Source organism: Methylobacterium sp. PvR107, assembly GCF_017833295.1.
Classification (GTDB): Bacteria; Pseudomonadota; Alphaproteobacteria; order Rhizobiales; family Beijerinckiaceae; genus Methylobacterium.
Window position 1 is genome coordinate 1821195 of the sequence record NZ_JAFIBW010000001.1, and the last position, 14773, is coordinate 1835967.

The 14773-nt window shown below is 66.4% G+C and carries 13 protein-coding genes, 2 tRNA genes and 3 pseudogenes; 13 read left to right on the plus strand and 5 right to left on the minus strand.

Annotated features, from left to right (window positions below; genetic code table 11):
* Positions 1–18 precede the first annotated feature (18 nt).
* Positions 19–1737, minus strand: coding sequence for an NAD(P)H-dependent oxidoreductase subunit E (locus JOE48_RS08400; protein WP_210029160.1), 1719 nt, complete (start codon positions 1735–1737; stop codon positions 19–21).
* 62 nt (positions 1738–1799) lie between these two features.
* Positions 1800–2114, minus strand: a complete 315-nt coding sequence (locus JOE48_RS08405; protein WP_210035653.1) for a hypothetical protein — start codon at positions 2112–2114, stop codon at positions 1800–1802.
* 250 nt (positions 2115–2364) lie between these two features.
* On the opposite strand from JOE48_RS08405, the gene mobB reads away from it, so the two are divergent.
* The 5 genes from mobB (at position 2365) to JOE48_RS08430 (ending at position 6160) form a co-directional block, all read left to right on the plus strand.
* Positions 2365–2883 (plus strand): molybdopterin-guanine dinucleotide biosynthesis protein B, encoded by a 519-nt coding sequence (gene mobB / locus JOE48_RS08410; protein WP_210035654.1) that lies wholly within the window; start codon positions 2365–2367, stop codon positions 2881–2883.
* Positions 2884–2887: 4 nt separating this feature from the next.
* Entirely contained in the window at positions 2888–4144 is a 1257-nt protein-coding gene (gene glp / locus JOE48_RS08415) for a gephyrin-like molybdotransferase Glp (protein WP_210029161.1), read from the plus strand.
* Between the two features lie 138 nt (positions 4145–4282).
* A complete protein-coding gene (locus JOE48_RS08420) occupies positions 4283–4636 on the plus strand; it encodes an avidin/streptavidin family protein (RefSeq protein WP_210029162.1) in 354 nt (117 codons plus the stop codon).
* Between the two features lie 498 nt (positions 4637–5134).
* The gene (locus tag JOE48_RS08425; protein ID WP_210029163.1) at positions 5135–5461 is read left to right on the plus strand and encodes a hypothetical protein; all 327 of its coding nucleotides are present in this window, start codon (positions 5135–5137) and stop codon (positions 5459–5461) included.
* Positions 5462–5539: 78 nt separating this feature from the next.
* The gene (locus JOE48_RS08430) at positions 5540–6160 is read left to right on the plus strand and encodes a 5-formyltetrahydrofolate cyclo-ligase (RefSeq protein ID WP_210029164.1); all 621 of its coding nucleotides are present in this window, start codon (positions 5540–5542) and stop codon (positions 6158–6160) included.
* 513 nt (positions 6161–6673) lie between these two features.
* On the opposite strand, the gene JOE48_RS08435 is transcribed toward JOE48_RS08430, so the two are convergent.
* A tRNA-Ser gene (locus tag JOE48_RS08435) sits at positions 6674–6763 on the minus strand.
* 177 nt (positions 6764–6940) lie between these two features.
* Between JOE48_RS08435 and JOE48_RS08440 the strand changes: the two genes are divergently transcribed.
* The 3 genes and pseudogenes from JOE48_RS08440 to JOE48_RS08445 all read left to right on the plus strand — a co-directional run bounded on the left by JOE48_RS08440 (position 6941) and on the right by JOE48_RS08445 (position 7810).
* Positions 6941–7014: transfer RNA gene (locus tag JOE48_RS08440), tRNA-Gln, on the plus strand.
* Between the two features lie 113 nt (positions 7015–7127).
* Positions 7128–7307: pseudogene (locus JOE48_RS31205) on the plus strand (DUF6538 domain-containing protein); the annotation flags it as partial.
* A gap of 131 nt (positions 7308–7438) precedes the next feature.
* Positions 7439–7810 (plus strand): hypothetical protein, encoded by a 372-nt coding sequence (locus JOE48_RS08445; RefSeq protein ID WP_210029165.1) that lies wholly within the window; start codon positions 7439–7441, stop codon positions 7808–7810.
* A gap of 677 nt (positions 7811–8487) precedes the next feature.
* Here JOE48_RS08445 and JOE48_RS08450 read toward each other — a convergent pair.
* Positions 8488–9288: a pentapeptide repeat-containing protein gene (locus JOE48_RS08450; protein ID WP_210029166.1), complete on the minus strand. Its 801-nt coding sequence runs from the start codon at positions 9286–9288 to the stop codon at positions 8488–8490.
* A 185-nt stretch (positions 9289–9473) separates the two neighbouring features.
* Here JOE48_RS08450 and JOE48_RS08455 point away from each other — a divergent pair, with 185 nt between their 5' ends.
* The 5 genes and pseudogenes from JOE48_RS08455 (at position 9474) to istB (ending at position 13777) form a co-directional block, all read left to right on the plus strand.
* Positions 9474–9902 carry a Crp/Fnr family transcriptional regulator gene (locus JOE48_RS08455; RefSeq protein WP_245252760.1) on the plus strand — a complete coding sequence of 143 codons (429 nt, stop codon included), beginning with the start codon at positions 9474–9476 and terminating at the stop codon, positions 9900–9902.
* A gap of 100 nt (positions 9903–10002) precedes the next feature.
* Positions 10003–10323 (plus strand): annotated as a pseudogene (locus JOE48_RS08460) (IS21 family transposase); the annotation flags it as partial.
* A 161-nt stretch (positions 10324–10484) separates the two neighbouring features.
* Positions 10485–11684, plus strand: a complete 1200-nt coding sequence (locus JOE48_RS08465; RefSeq protein ID WP_210025717.1) for an IS256 family transposase — start codon at positions 10485–10487, stop codon at positions 11682–11684.
* A gap of 69 nt (positions 11685–11753) precedes the next feature.
* Positions 11754–12938, plus strand: a pseudogene (istA, locus tag JOE48_RS08470) (IS21 family transposase); the annotation flags it as partial.
* Positions 12935–13777 carry an IS21-like element helper ATPase IstB gene (gene istB, locus JOE48_RS08475; RefSeq protein WP_210029167.1) on the plus strand — a complete coding sequence of 281 codons (843 nt, stop codon included), beginning with the start codon at positions 12935–12937 and terminating at the stop codon, positions 13775–13777. The pseudogene istA and the gene istB, both read left to right, overlap by 4 nt.
* A gap of 283 nt (positions 13778–14060) precedes the next feature.
* On the opposite strand, the gene JOE48_RS08480 is transcribed toward istB, so the two are convergent.
* Complete coding sequence (locus JOE48_RS08480) at positions 14061–14696, minus strand: NAD(P)-dependent oxidoreductase (protein ID WP_210029169.1); 636 nt, start codon at positions 14694–14696, stop codon at positions 14061–14063.
* Positions 14697–14773: the final 77 nt, after the last annotated feature.

A 14773-nucleotide genomic window follows, 5' to 3' on the forward strand; every position in this document is an offset into this window, starting at 1 on the left:
CCGGCGCCATCGGTTGCCTCACTCCGCCGCCGCGGCGCGCGGGGCGGGGAACAGATCCGGGAAATACTTGATGACGGTGCTCAGCGGGTTCGAGGCCGCTTGGCCGAGGCCGCAGATCGAGGCGTCCCGCATGCACTGGGACAGCTCGCCCAGGAGCTCGGTGTCCCAGACGCCCTGCTCCATCAGGATACGGGCCTTCTGGGTCCCCGAACGGCAGGGGGTGCACTGCCCGCAGCTCTCGTCCTCGAAGAACCTCATCAGGTTCAACGCGGCGCCGCGCACATCGTCCCGGTCCGACAGGATCACGACGGCGGCGGACCCGATGAAGCAGCCGTACTTCTCCAGCGTCCCGAAATCGAGCGGGATGTCGTTCATCGACGCCGGCAGGATGCCGCCCGACGCGCCGCCCGGCAGGTAGCCCGCGAAGGTGTGGCCGTCCGCCATGCCGCCGCAATACTCGTCGATGAGTTCCTGGATGGTGAGGCCGGCCGGACCGAGCTTCACGCCCGGTTCCTTCACGCGCCCCGAGACCGAGTAGGAGCGCAGTCCGACGCGGTCGTTGCGGCCGTGGCTCTTCCACCAATCGCCGCCCCGCTCGATCAGGTCGCGGACCCAGAACAGCGTCTCGATGTTGTTGATCAGCGTCGGACGGTTGAACAGGCCGACTTGGAACGGGAACGGCGGCTTGTGCCGCGGCAGCCCGCGCTTGCCTTCGAGGGACTCGATCAGCGAGGATTCCTCGCCGCAGATGTAGGCGCCAGCGCCGCGGCGCAGGTGGATGCGCGGGCCGCCCTCGGGGAGCTTCGCGATCTCGCGCGTCAGGATCTCGCGGGAGATGGGGTACTCGTCCCGCAGGTAGATGTAGACCTCGGGCGCCTCGACGACGTGGGCGCCGATCAGCATGCCTTCGAGGAAGCGGTGCGGATCGGTGTTGAGGTAGAGCTGGTCCTTGAAGGTGCCGGGCTCGCCCTCGTCCCCGTTGACCGCCATCAGCCGGGGCCCGGGCTCGCCGCGCACCGAGCGCCACTTGCGCCCCGTCGGGAAGCCCGCGCCGCCGAGGCCGCGCAGGCCGCCGTCGTCGAGCACCTTCAGGATGTCGTCGACCGGTAGGTCACCGCTGCGGAGCCGGTCCAGGGTCGCGTACCCTCCGGCAGCCCGATAGGCCTCATAGTCGACGTAGTCCGGGATGTGAGCGTGCGTGTCGCCGGCCTCGACCGCGGCCGTCACGGATGCGAGGTCGGCCTTGTGCAGGAAGTTGTGCCCGACCTCGACGGCGGGCGCGTGGTCGCAAAGCCCGACGCAGGGCGCGCGCACGACGCGGACGGCGTCGGAGGCGAGTTCCCGCTGGAGCGTCTCGAGCAATTCCTCGGCGCCGAACATCGCGCAGGTGATGCTGTCGCAGACCCGGACGGTCAGCCTCGGGATGGAGGCGTCACCCTCCTTCACGACGTCGAAATGCGCGTAGAAGGTCGCGGTCTCGAACACCTCGGCGAAGGCCAGGGCCATCTCGTCGGCTAGCGCCGCCAAATGCTCGGCGCTGATCTGGCCGTAGGTGTCCTGGATCAGGTGGAGGTGCTCGATGAGCAGGTCGCGCTGGCGCGAGCTGGAGCCGAGAAGCTCCTCGATCTCGACCTTCGCCCGCGGCTCGACCTGGCGCCCTTTGGGTACGCTGCGCGCTTTGTTCCGCCCCCGGCCGGGATGCGAGAAGGTCCTGACTGTCCCCGGTGCCTCACTCATTGCGGTATCTGGTTCTCAACTGCTGGGGCGGGTGGTCGCGGCGTCCCGCGGTCCGATCAAATTTACTGGCCGCCGAAGGCCCGGAGCGGCTGGCCGGCCTCGGACCGGTGTTTCATCGCGACGGCTCTCGTGACCTCGTCCAGGGACGTGACCCTGGGCCCAACGACGGAGCGGAGCTCGGTCTCGAACGCGTCCAGCGCGTCGTTCAAGCGGTCCATCAGAGCGTTCGGGGCGTCTGCGGCCGGTGAAGCGATCGCTTTCGCGAGCGCGTCGCGCACTCGGTCGGTGAGCTCCTGCGTGAGCGGTGGTTTCGCTTCGGCGTAGTAGGCGTCCGTCACGATGGTGGCCCAGTCCGCCGCAGAGGATGCGTCACCCATGTTCATGCCTGCGCGATCGAGGGAAGGTTGAAGTCGTGCATGGCGTGCCCGTTCGGGTCCATTGGCGTGGCGTTCGCTCGTGGCATACCAAATGGCAGCCGTTATAGCGGAGGTGTTATATCGTTTTTGAAGGCGTTTCAATTTGCACGGGGCCGCGGTCACGCGTCCCGGCGGCGTGGCTGATGCTTGCCCTGAGCCATCGAGCGGGGCAGTGGAAATGTCACGAGAGCGGTGGTCAGTGGTGTCCGGCATGCGCGTTATCGGACTGGCCGGGTGGAGCGGGGCTGGCAAGACCAACCTGCTGGTTCGGGCCATCCCCGTGCTCGTCGCGCGCGGGGTGAAGGTGGCGACCATCAAGCACGCCCACCACGACTTCGACACGGACTGGCCCGGGAAGGATTCTTACGAGCACCGCAGGGCGGGGGCGAGCGAGGTTCTCGTATCGTCGGGCCGGCGGTGGGCGCAGGTCCGCGAGCTGCGCGACGAGGCGGAAGCGACCCTGGGTCAGCTCCTGCGGCGGATCAGCCCCTGCGACCTCATCGTCGTGGAAGGGTACAAGCGGGAGCCGATCCCCAAGATCGAGGTTTATCGCGCCAACAACGGCCGCCCACCCATACATCCTCTGGACACCACGATTGCGGGCATCGCGAGCGACGTCGAATTTCCGACATCGGGCATTCCCGTCGTAGATTTGAACGACGCGGCGGCGGTGACGGGGCTGATGCTCGACGTGGCCGTTTCCTTCGAAGACGTCCTCGGGAGGCTCTAGCCGGATGGCCCAGCTCAGCGACGACTGCTTCGCGTTCGGCGGCCCTCTGATGACCATCGAGGAGGCGCACGCATTGTTCGGCGAGCGGCTCGTGGCGGTCGTCGGCACCGAGGACGTTCCCGTCTCGGACGCCGATGGACGCATCCTGGCCGAGGATTGCGTTGCGCCCATCGACGTCCCGCCGTTCTCCAACTCGGCCGTCGACGGCTACGCGGTCCGTTTCACGGACCTGCGCGCCTCCGATGCGACAATCCTGCCGGTCGGCGCGGTCGTCGCGGCCGGCGGCTCGTCCGAAGGCGTGTCGATGGCGGGCTCTGCCACCCGGATCTTCACCGGGGCCCCGATGCCGGCGGAGGCCGACACCGTCTTCATGCAGGAGGACGTCCACGTCCTGCCCGACGGCCGGGTGTCCTTGCCGCTCGGGCTGAAGCGGGGCGCCAACAGCCGCGACGCCGGCGAGGACGCGGCGAAGGGCTCGTCGATCATCCCGGCCGGCCGGCGTCTGCGGCCGCAGGACTTGGCTCTGGCGACCGCGGTCGGCCTGCGCACGCTGAAGGTTCGTCGCACCCTGCGGGTCGGCGTGTTCTCGACAGGCAACGAGCTCGCCGCGCCGGGGGCGCCCTTGAGGCCGGGCGCGATCTACGACTCGAACCGCGTCCTGCTGCTCGCTCTTCTCCGGCGGATGGGCGTCGCGGCGCGTGATCTCGGCATTATCCGTGACGACCCGGCGGCACTCGCGGCGCGGCTCTCGGCGGCGGCCGCCGAGCATGACGTGATCCTGACTTCGGGCGGCGTGTCGACCGGCGACGAGGATCACGTGAAGACCGCCGTCGAGACCATCGGCCGCCTCGTGTTCTGGAGGCTGGGGATCAAGCCGGGACGGCCGATCGCGATGGGCATGATCGACGGCAAGCCGTTCCTGGGCCTGCCGGGCAACCCGGTGGCTGTCTACGTCACCCTGGTGTTCGTCGTCCGGCCTCTCCTCGCCCGGCTCGCCGGCGCGGCTCACGCGCCGCCGCTCGGATTCACCGTCAGGGCGGCGTTCTCCTATCGGAAGCGCGCGGGGCGCAGGGAGTTCGTGAGGGCCAGCCTCGCTCAGGACGCCGACGGCACCTGGGAAGCCCGGAAGTTCCCCCGCGACGGCGCGGGAATGCTGTCGTCGCTCACCGAGACCGACGGCCTCGTGGAACTGGAGGAGAGCCGGATCGAGGTCGTGCCGGGCGACGTCGTGCGGTTCCACCCGCACGAAGCCCTTTGGTAGCGAAGCTGTACTCAGCGCCTCGCCAGACACAGACCGGGCTGGAGCATTGCCGGGCTCGGGCTTCCGTTATATCAAATCTGCTATATCGCTTGTGACTGGCCGTGCGAACGGCCGCTCGATCGGCGGGCGTGGGCAACAATGTTCGATGGTGTCTGGCGGAGCCAAGCAGGCGCGGAGCTTCGCCTCCTCCAGATGGGCGAGGCCGTCTCCGGAACCTACACCGCCGCCAATCCCGGTTTTGCGCACACGCATCGAAGCCGCATCCTAGTCGGCACGGCCGAGGGCGACATCATCGGCTTCGTAACCAGCACGTCTTCGCCACAGGAAATCACGGCCTGGACAGGGCGCCTCGTCCGCGCCGACGAAAAGACTGCCGAGGAGATCCACGCGGTCTTCCATGCCGTCGAACGGTGTTCGCAGCCGCAGGCCGTGGACAGTCACATCGCGCTAGAAACGACCGTCTTCTCAAAGGTCGAGAACGCCTGTTCATGAAGGCAACGCCGCTTCCATCCTCGATAGCGTCCTGAGAAACGGGCGCGACACCGGAACGAGGAGCGGTCGGCGCATCGATTGCCGACAAAGATCGGGCTTCCGGTTCGTCCGCCCTCCCGTCATCGTGGCATCGGGTACGCGAATGGCCGGAATAGGCGCGCATCGGCCGCCTGGAACCGGCCCGAAGCGGATGATCCCCCGCTGGCCATTCTCATGTCGGCGGCCGTCAACGTCAGCTGCCCTGGCGCGCAAGCCTATCGCTCACCGTAACCCGGACGAGAACAGGCGCGGGTCGGCTGCCCCCTTCGGGTTAAGTCGCCTCTCGAGAATTGCGAGAAGCTGTACGGTTCGTACCGCGTTTTAGTTTCGTCGCGGTACCTCTGTTGTAGCCAAGAGCTGGTTTCGGCTCACGATCAGTGTATTAGATCTCCAATGCAGGTGTAATTACTCAGGTCCAATCTGAATATTGAGTGCATTTCGAGACACGAGGGAGGGCGCATGGGCACACACCCTGGTCGAACGACAGACGAGTGGGCCGGCATCATCAGCGAGGCGTATGCTGCTAAAACACGGCCACCATTGACACGCCAACTCGTGAAGGAGGTTCGTCAGGTGATCGCCGAGGCGCTTCGGGAAGCAGAGGCAGCGAACAGCCCGGACAGTGAATGGTGCGAGCGCGTCAACCTCGTTCTGGATCGCAGCGAGATGTCGCTCCATGCAGCCGTGGGTCCTCGGCTTGCCGCGATCGATGATGCTGCAGGAACGGCCGTGATGATGCACCGTTCGGAAGCGGGACGACCCTTGCGCGCCTTCGGCGGGCAATAGCCAATGCGACACGGGGTGCGCCTGTACGGATCGACGGCGTTTCATAGGCAGCAACACGGGAGCGGCGGGAGCGAGACCATGAGTTCCGTGAATGAGGTGTGTGAGGTCACCGGTCCCGGTCCGGCATGGCCAGCCGCCAATGCGGATTGGCCGACGATCCGTGACTGGCGCAAGGAAACCCGGGAGGGACTGATCGCGCGGCGTACCAGCATCTCGGCTGAGGATCGGTCCGCCTGGAGCGAGAGGATCAGCCGGGCCCTGGAAGCGGCTCTTGAGCCGTACGCCGGCAGACTGATTGGCTTCTACTGGCCGTTCCGCGGCGAGTATGATCCCCGAGCCGTTCTCACCGCGATGCGGGAGCGCGGCTCACGCCTTGCTCTGCCGGTGATCGTCGAGCGCGGGCAGCCGCTCGTCTTTCGTGAGTGGTCCCCTGGCAGCCTGATGGTGCAAGGAACTTGGAAAATCCCGATGCCTGAATCGGGCGAGGCAGTCTTCCCGGACCTCCTCGTGGTGCCGCTGGTTGGGTTTGATAGGCAGGGCTACCGGCTCGGCTATGGCGGCGGGTTTTACGACCGGACGATTGCCGCAATGCCGGAGAGGCCACGCACCATTGGCGTCGGATTCGAACTCGGACGCCTGGAAACGATCTGCCCGCAGTCGCACGACATTCCGCTGGAGCGGATTATCACGGAGCGGTGACATCACCTCACCAGCCGATTTTCGACTGGGCCGATCGTTTAAAATGACCGAGGTTACTTGTCGAAGGTGCCGGTGATTAATGACGCCGACCCTCCGATGTTCTGAAGGCGGTCGCGGTCTGCCTTCATCGCCTTACAGGATCTCGCGGACTTGAGGCGCATGCGAGGGGAGACTTGGACCGTCGATATCCTCTATTAAAGCGCCTTCCGGAAGCGTTAGCCGCCCTGCCCTGACAAGGGAGCCCTATGCGGACCATTGCAATGGATCAAAGCTTGGCCGAATCAACACCAAGGGTCGGCAGCTAGGCCGCGCCTTTAGATCTCGCTTGCCGCTGAGGCCTGAGTCGATCGGTCGAGATGCCGAAGCTCGATATCCATTGCTGGCGCATGCTTACGGAGCTGACGCAAGTCGCTGCGGTGCGCTGCCCGCGTATGCGAGCCGAGCGTGCTGGTGGGATCAATGGTGGGGCGGACAGCCGATATTTGCGAAAAATGCTGCTCAATCAATTGTGTCTGGCGGAAGGGGTGGGATTCGAACCCACGGTGGAGTTGCCCCCACGGCGGTTTTCAAGACCGCTGCCTTAAACCACTCGGCCACCCTTCCCGGCGGATTCCGCGACTGCACGGTTACGGCCCCGGAAGAGGGTGCGTCAACCGGAGATCGAGCGGTTGACCTCCCGGAACATTCCGCCTATCTCACCGGCCACGCCGGAAGCTGCGGAATGCAGCTCGGGCGGCGCCCACCCGTCCGCGTGACAGACGGGTCGGGCCTACGGCCGATTGGGGGATAGTTTAACGGTAGAACGGTGGACTCTGACTCCTCTAGTCCTGGTTCGAATCCAGGTCCCCCAGCCACCTGAGTTCCTAAGTCATTCTGATCGCTGAGCATTAGGTCGCGCCGCACTGCGGTGGGGCCCCCTGCTACACACCGCTGCTACATAGGCCGCCCCCGGCGGCGAAGGAGCGGTGTGGGTGGACTCGCGAACCTCGTCCTGCGCGGACGGGTCTTCTATTTTCGGCGTCGCGTTCCGGCCGATCTCCGGAAGCAGTTGGGCCAGCGCGAACTTGTGCGCAGCCTTGGGACCACCGACCCGAGGGCTGCACGGTCAAACGCCTGTCGGCTATCTCTCGCTGCGGACGGCCTGTTCGCGAGCCTGCGCGCGACCCCGATGCTGACCGACGCCGAACTCACCCGCCTCGTGCAGGAATCCACGCCTTCATTCTGCAGGGCGACGATGCGGTTCGGCTCGCGAGGGCTGAACCGCTGCCTGCACACTTTGTGGCGGCCAAGCGCGATTCCTATGGAAAGGTCGCCGCCCGCGCCCGCGAGGCGCTCGCCAGCGATGGGTTCGGCGAAGCTCGTGAGATCACGGCCTCGCTCCTACGCCGGCAGGGCATCGCGACGGCCACCTGTCGCGTCGCCGAGTGGAACCAGGTACGCCAGGCGGTGGTCAAGGCCGGCATCGACGTCGCCGAGGCGATGCAGGCGCGCTGCGCCGGCGACTTCGAGCACGAGCCGAAGGACCGGCGCCTGAAGACGGCGCTGGCCGCTCTGGCGTCCGAGCCGGCTCGTGCATCGACACCGGCAGTCCCCGCGGCTGCGCCGTCCGCAACGACCGCCGGGCCCGTGCCGCGGGGACGGTTACGTTGATGCCGTTGTCCGAACTCTGGCCGGCCTGCTGCGAGAAGCAGACCGTCTCAGGTGCCTGGGAAGGACAGACGGCTTCACAGGCGCGAGCCACCTTCCGCCTCTTCATCGACGTGTGCGGCGACAGACCATTGGCGGCCTACACCCGCTGGGACGCGAGCCGTTTTAAGCAGCAAGCCGAGCGCCTGCTGGCGCTCTATAGAAAGTCTCCCTGCTACCGCGACAAGAGCGTTGCCGAAATCATAGCGCTGTACGCCAAGGATGCGGCTCCGACCGGGGGCAAGCCGCTCACGGCCAAGACGATCAAGCGCCACTTCTCGGCACTCTCGACGTTCTGGGCCGCAGCCGAGGCCGGTGGCGAGGTCGCGAGCAACATCGTCAAGGGCTTTCGCTTCGGCGCAGCCAGGAAGGCTACTGAGCAGCGGCAGATGTGGGAGAGGACAGAGCTAGCGCGCCTGTTCGCCACCCCGATCTGGACCGGCTGCCTGTCGGAGCAGAGGCGGACGACGCGGGGCTCGCTTTCTGGGCGGCCTCGAAAGCGGCCGGCGTGTAAGTCATCTTGGCAGCGATCGCGCCGGTGCCGAACAGCATGGCGGCGGCGGCAAGAAGGCCGAAGAGGATGCGACGCGTGGTCATGGGCTCGTAGATCCATAGGAGTGAGGAGGTGCGGGGTATGATGTTCAGTTGGACGCCTGAGTGATGGCGCGGTCGGCATTCACGCGCTCCGACCAGTCCTTCGCCTCGGCCTGACCCTTGAGATTGATTAGTTTAGCGGCGTCGACGTCGACGTTCTTGAAGTCGGCGCCGGTGACCGTGGCGCCGGTCAGGTTCGCCCCCGACAGGTCTGAGCCCATCAGCACCACGTCGGTGAGGTCGGCGTCTTTGAGGTCGGCGTATTCCAGCCGCGATCGACCGAGGTTGGCCCCCTTCAGGTTGGCGCCCGACAGGTTCACCGAGGTGAACACCGCTCGCATCAGACCCATGGACTGGTTCTTGATGTCTGCGCCGCCCTTGAGATCGACCAGCGTCGCACCGCTCATGTTGGCGCCCTTGAAGTCGCCTATGGGCATGGACCGGCTGAGATCCGCACCGCTGAGGTTAGCGTCCCGGGCGGTGATCCCGAACATCTTCGCGTCAGTGAGCTTGGCGCCGGACAGGTCGGCCTTCAGGAACCACGCCTGTTCGAGGTTCGCCCCGCTGAGGTCGGCGCCGCGAAGGTTGGCCTTGTTCAGGCGGGCGGTCCTCAAGTTGGCGCCTCGGAGGTTCAGCCCGGACAGATCGAGTCCGGACAGCGCCTTGTCGTGCAGGTCGACGGGCTTGCCGTCAGCGGCCTTGATCATCGCCTCGACGTCGGTGCGGCTCATCTCGGCCTTGGTCATTGCGGGGGAGGACATGTCGGCCCCGAGCAGCAGATCCTGCTCGGCGGCGGCAGGGCTGGCGGCAAGGGCAGCGAGCATGAAGCTCAAGGCGAGGCGGCGCATCGGTTCACTCCCATGGGGTGCCGTACATCGCCGGCACCCGTATCGTGTTCATTGTGCCGCGATGCTATGCCGGGCCGCTGCACCCGGTCGGTGACCCAGGTCACACAAGTCCGGTGCGGCGGGAGAAAAACGCAACGCAAGCCGGACGATCAGCCCGTCGTTACGGCCGGGGGACGACGCCAGCCATGACGGACGCGCAGAAGGTGGAGCGCTGGATCAATCGATTTCCGCTTCTTCGAGCACTCAGCCCGGCTCACCTTCAGATCGTCAGGGGAACCGTGCAGTTCCCGGTTCTGGACGCCGGAGCCATCGCGTACGACCTCGATGGCGAATGCACCAACTACCTGATGTGCCTAGAGGGCCGCACGCGCATCTTTCGCACGTCGGAGGGCGGGCGTGAGGTGCTGATCTACAAGGTCGGCCCAGGCGGGACCTGTGCCCTCACCACGCAGTGCCTTTTGTCTGGCGGCACCTTCCCGGCCCAAAGCGTGGCCGAGGAGCGGACCGAACTCGCCGCCCTGCCGGTGAGCACGTTCCAGCATCTGATGGACGATAGCTCCGCCTTCCGCAGCTTCGTCATGGACGATTACACGCGGCTGATGTCCGGTGTGTAGGGCGGTGACAAAACCATCCACTGGAGCGTCGGCGTCGTGCTGATGCGGGCGGCGTAAAAGCCGGCCAGTGGAGAGGCTTCTCTTTCGAGAGGAGCCGGGGATGTTCGCCGTGGAAGTTTACGCGGCCGTTCGGCAGTTCGTGTTTATCGAGGGCAACTCTCGGCGTGAGGCGGCTCGCGTGTTCGGGCTGAGCCGAGAGACGATCGCCAAGATGTGCCGGTTCTCTCTGCCGCCGGGCTATACGCGCTCGAAGCCGGTCGAGAAGCCGAAGCTTGGGCCTCTTCTGCCGGTGATCACGGCCATCCTGGAGGCGGACCGGACTGCGCCGGTCAAGCAGCGGCACACGGCCAAGCGGATCTTCGAGCGTTTACGCGACGAGCACGGCTATGCCGGCGGCTACACGGTGGTGAAGGACCACGTGGGTCGTGTCCCTGATGGTGGTGTAGCTCGGCGGTAGCGAAGAGGCCCGTCCGCGCGCCTTCCACAGGGCTGTGGCGGGCGGGGCTCCTCGCGGGGTGGTCATCGGCGGTTGCCGGGTAGGGTCGGGTTGCGAGCGCCAACCCCGAACCCGAGAGACCCCCGATGACCGACGAGATGATGGCCCTGCGCGGGCTGATGGAGAAGAGCGCCGACACCGATCTGCTGCGCGAGATGATCGGCTTTGCGGCCGAACGCCTGATGGAACTGGAGGTGGGCGGCCTGACCGGGGCCGCCCATGGCGAGAAGAGCGCAGAGCGGTTGGTCCAGCGCAACGGCTACCGTGACCGGGATTGGCAGACGCGGGCCGGCACGGTGGAGTTGCGCATTCCGAAGCTGCGCAAGGGCAGCTACTTTCCGGGCTTCCTGGAGCCGCGCCGCATGGCCGAGAAGGCGCTCACGGCTGTGATCCAGGAGGCCTACATCCAGGGCATCTCAACCCGCTCGGTCGATGACCTCGTCCAGGCGATGGGCGGCACAGGCGTGTCGAAGAGCCAGGTCAGCCGGCTCTGCCAGGAGATCGACGAGCGGGTCGGCGCGTTCCTCGATCGGCCGCTCGAGGGCGAGTGGCCGTATCTCTGGATCGATGCGACTTACGTGAAGGTGCGCCAGGACGGCCGCATCGTCTCTGTCGCCGTGATCGTGGCGGTGGGCGTGAACACCGACGGCCGGCGCGAGGTGCTGGGCATGGATGTCGGTCCCTCCGAGGCCGAGACGTTCTGGACGGACTTTCTCCGCAAGCTGGCGCGCCGGGGGCTGCGCGGGGTCAAACTGGTGATCTCGGACGCCCACGAGGGCATCAAGGCGTCGGTGGCCAAGGTGATGAACGCGACCTGGCAGCGTTGCCGCGTCCACTTCATGCGCAACGTTCTCGCCCATGCCGGACGCAGCGGGCGGCGTGTCGTGTCCGCCTTCATCGCCACGGCATTTGCCCAGGATGACGCCGAGGCGGCCCGTCAGCAGTGGCGGCGCGTGGCTGATCAGCTCCGGCCGAAGGTCCCCAAGCTCGCCGCCCTGATGGACGAGGCCGAGCCGGACGTGCTGGCCTACATGGGCTTCCCCACTCAGCATCGGGTCAAGCTGCACTCCACGAACCCGCTGGAACGCCTCAACGGTGAGATCAAACGCCGGACCGAGGTGGTCGGCATCTTCCCCAACGAGGCGGCCATCACCCGCCTCGTGGGCGCGATCCTGCTGGAACAGAACGACGAGTGGGCCGTCCAGCGCTCCCGCTACATCACCCTGGAAAGCATCGCCCCGATCGGCGATGATCCCCTCGTCAGCCTGCCCACCCTGGCAGCCTGATCAATCCGGCCCAAACCGGTGATCGTGGTGGCCACGCCGAAGCTACACCACGCCAGGGGACACAACCACCACGTGCGGATCTGCCGGTCGCAGGGGCGGGAGACCTTCGTGCCGCTGGCCCACCCGCCTGGCCATGCCCAGGTCGACTTCGGCGAGGCGGTGGCCACGATCGGCGGCGTGCGTCGCAAGATCCATTTCTTCTGCATGGACCTGCCGCACTCCGACGCCTGCTTCGTGAAGGCATATCCGCGGGAGACCACCGAGGCGTTCCTCGACGGGCACGTCGCCGCCTTCGCCTTCTTCACGGGCGTGCCGCTGTCGATCCTGTACGACAACACGAAGATCGCGGTCGCCAAGATCTGCGGTGACGGGCAGCGCGAGCGCACGCGCGCCTTCACCGAGTTGGTGAGCCACTACCTGTTCCGCGACCGCTTCGGCCGTCCGGGCAGGGGCAACGACAAGGGCAAAGTCGAAGGGCTGGTCAAGTTCGCCCGGTCCAACTTCATGACCCCGGCTCCGGAGGCCGCTTCGTTCGAGGCGCTGAACGCTGATCTGGAGCGACGCTGCCGAGTCCGGCAGGATGAGTGTGCCGGTCGGTCTGCCGAGCTCATCGGTACGCGGCTCGTGGCCGACCGTGCGGTCCTGCGCGCCCTGCCGGCGGTCCCGCTGGAGCCGTGCGAGAAGCGGGCTGGTCGTGTCTCCTCGACCGCGCTGGTGCGCTATCACGGCAACGACTACTCGGTGCCCACCGCCTACGGCTTCCGGGATGTGCTTGTGAAGGGCTTCGTCGACGAGGTCGTGATCCTGTGCGGCGGGATCGAGATCGCCCGGCACGAACGCAGCTACGGCACCGGCGTGTTCGTCTCCGAGCCGCTGCACTACCTCGCGCTGATCGAGACCAAGCCGAACGCCCTCGACCAAGCGGCGGCCCTCCAGGACTGGGATCTGCCCGAGGTGTTCCAGCACCTGCGCCATCTCCTGGAGGCGCGCATGGGCAACCGGGGCAAGCGCGAGTTCATCCAGGTGCTGCGTCTGATGGAGGCGATGCCCAAGGACGTGGTGGCCGCAGCCGTCACGGAGGCGATCCGGCTCGGGGCGATCGGCTTCGATGCGGTCAAGCTGATTGCGCTGGCCCGACTTGAGCACCGACCGCCCCGGCTCGACCTGGCAGCCTATCCGCACCTGCCCAGAACCACGGTGCGGACCACCGTGGCCGCCGACTATGCCGTGCTGGTGCCGGAGGTGGCCGCATGAGCCCGGCGCGCGACGAGACCACGCCGGGCGTCCTGCTGGCTCACCACCTCAAGCAGCTCAAGCTACCCACGGTGCTGCGCGAGTACGACAAGGTTGCCCGCGAGTGCGCCCAGGGCGGCCTGGACCACCCGCGCTACCTGTTGCGGCTGGTTGAACTGGAGCTGATCGACCGTGAGCGGCGCATGGTCGAGCGCCGCATCCGGGCGGCGCGCTTCCCGGCGGTGAAGAGCCTCGACACGTTCGACTTCGCCGCGATCCCGAGCCTGAACAAGATGCTCGTGCTGGAGCTGGCCCGCTGTGGCTACATCCTCGGCCGGGAGAACGTCATCACACTTGGCAACTCGGGCACTGGCAAGACCCACATCGCCTTGGCTCTCGGCTTGGCGGCTTGCCAGAAGGGCTTCTCGGTCACGTTCACCACCGCGGCCTCGCTGGTCAACCAACTCTTGGAGGCGCGCGACGAGCGTCGTCTGCTCCGGCTTCAGCGTGAGCTGGCCGCGGCGAAGCTCCTGATCGTCGACGAACTCGGCTACGTGCCGCTGTCCTCGACGGGAGCGGAGTTGCTGTTTGAGGTCTTCTCGCAGCGCTACGAGCGTGGCTCGACCGTGGTGACCTCGAACCTCCCGTTTGAGGACTGGACGTCAGTTCTGGGCTCGGAGCGGCTGACCGGCGCGCTGCTCGACCGGCTGACACACCACGTCAGCATCCTGAGCCTGAACGGCGACAGCTACCGCCTCAAAACTTCCCGCAGCCGGCGCGGCCGGGCCGAAGGGGCGGAGCAAAACCAGACCACCGCCGATCCTCACGACCCCGAGACGGGCGAGATCCCGCCGGCCTGACCCTTACGATCGGGCCCCTTCTCCGTTCAGGCTGCACGTTGCCAGTGGCCTGATTTTGCTCCGCCACGGCGGCCTGGAATTGGTCCGCCCTTTACAAGCGTCCGTCCCGGCCACCCAGTGGACCAAATGACGTTTAGGCACCAAATCCGAACGGGATGACGCACAGCCGCGAGTGCGCCGTGGGCTTTCATGCGCAACCGTCAGAAAGCAAACCGGCTTAAATCGTGCCAACCCAGTCGACGAAGCTTCCCGGCCGGATACCAGATTGCAGACATCGTAGATCCTACCCGACCAGCACGACGGCCTTGCGCAAGTAGGATGGACGCTCGATCTCCTCGACGATGAAGTGCGCGACGTCAGCCCGGGAGATCAGTCCGTTGCACCACGAGGACGGGTCGGAAAGGACCTTGTAGCGCCCGGACGCCGACCCGGTTGTAAGAACGCCAGGCCTGACAAAGGTCCAGTCGAGGCCACTCTTGCGGATGCGCATTTCCTGCACGTCTTTGTCGTCGTAGGCCCGTCCGAAGACGAGGCGGAACGGAACGCGTTGAAGGAAGCCGATCGCCTGCCGACTGTCGCCCGTGCCGAAGCCCGTGACTGCGATGAGCCGGCGGACGCCCGCCTTCTCCATGGCGGGGACCAGCACGCCGGTTGCGTTAGAGAACAGATTAACGGGACCAAGGAGATCCTTCATCGGAACGCCAAGAGCTTGAACGACCACGTTGACGCCTTCGAGGGCGGAGGCGACATCGACCGCGTTCAAGGCGTCGCCGGGAAAGCGCTCCAGGCCGGCGTCGCTCAGTGTCATGGCGGAAGCGGATCGGGCGAAGGCTCGCACGCGATGCCCCGCCGCCAAGGCCGCCTTGACGGTCTCAAGGCCGATGCCGTTGGTGGCTCCGATGACGAGGACGTGGGCCATGTGCTTCCTACATTAAGTCAGGTGCGACTAGCCCCGACGCAGCGCGGCCGCGCCATGCGGCCGTTTGACCTTGGCAC

Coding starts and splice junctions, on each gene's coding strand:
- JOE48_RS08400 (WP_210029160.1), bottom strand. CDS start 1,737: ATGAGTGAGGCACCGGGGACAGTCAGGACCTTCTCGCATCCCGGCCGG.
- JOE48_RS08405 (WP_210035653.1), bottom strand. CDS start 2,114: ATGGGTGACGCATCCTCTGCGGCGGACTGGGCCACCATCGTGACGGAC.
- mobB (WP_210035654.1), top strand. CDS start 2,365: ATGCGCGTTATCGGACTGGCCGGGTGGAGCGGGGCTGGCAAGACCAAC.
- glp (WP_210029161.1), top strand. CDS start 2,888: ATGGCCCAGCTCAGCGACGACTGCTTCGCGTTCGGCGGCCCTCTGATG.
- JOE48_RS08420 (WP_210029162.1), top strand. CDS start 4,283: ATGTTCGATGGTGTCTGGCGGAGCCAAGCAGGCGCGGAGCTTCGCCTC.
- JOE48_RS08425 (WP_210029163.1), top strand. CDS start 5,135: ATGGGCACACACCCTGGTCGAACGACAGACGAGTGGGCCGGCATCATC.
- JOE48_RS08430 (WP_210029164.1), top strand. CDS start 5,540: ATGAGTTCCGTGAATGAGGTGTGTGAGGTCACCGGTCCCGGTCCGGCA.
- JOE48_RS08450 (WP_210029166.1), bottom strand. CDS start 9,288: ATGCGCCGCCTCGCCTTGAGCTTCATGCTCGCTGCCCTTGCCGCCAGC.
- JOE48_RS08455 (WP_245252760.1), top strand. CDS start 9,474: ATGACGGACGCGCAGAAGGTGGAGCGCTGGATCAATCGATTTCCGCTT.
- JOE48_RS08465 (WP_210025717.1), top strand. CDS start 10,485: ATGACCGACGAGATGATGGCCCTGCGCGGGCTGATGGAGAAGAGCGCC.
- istB (WP_210029167.1), top strand. CDS start 12,935: ATGAGCCCGGCGCGCGACGAGACCACGCCGGGCGTCCTGCTGGCTCAC.
- JOE48_RS08480 (WP_210029169.1), bottom strand. CDS start 14,696: ATGGCCCACGTCCTCGTCATCGGAGCCACCAACGGCATCGGCCTTGAG.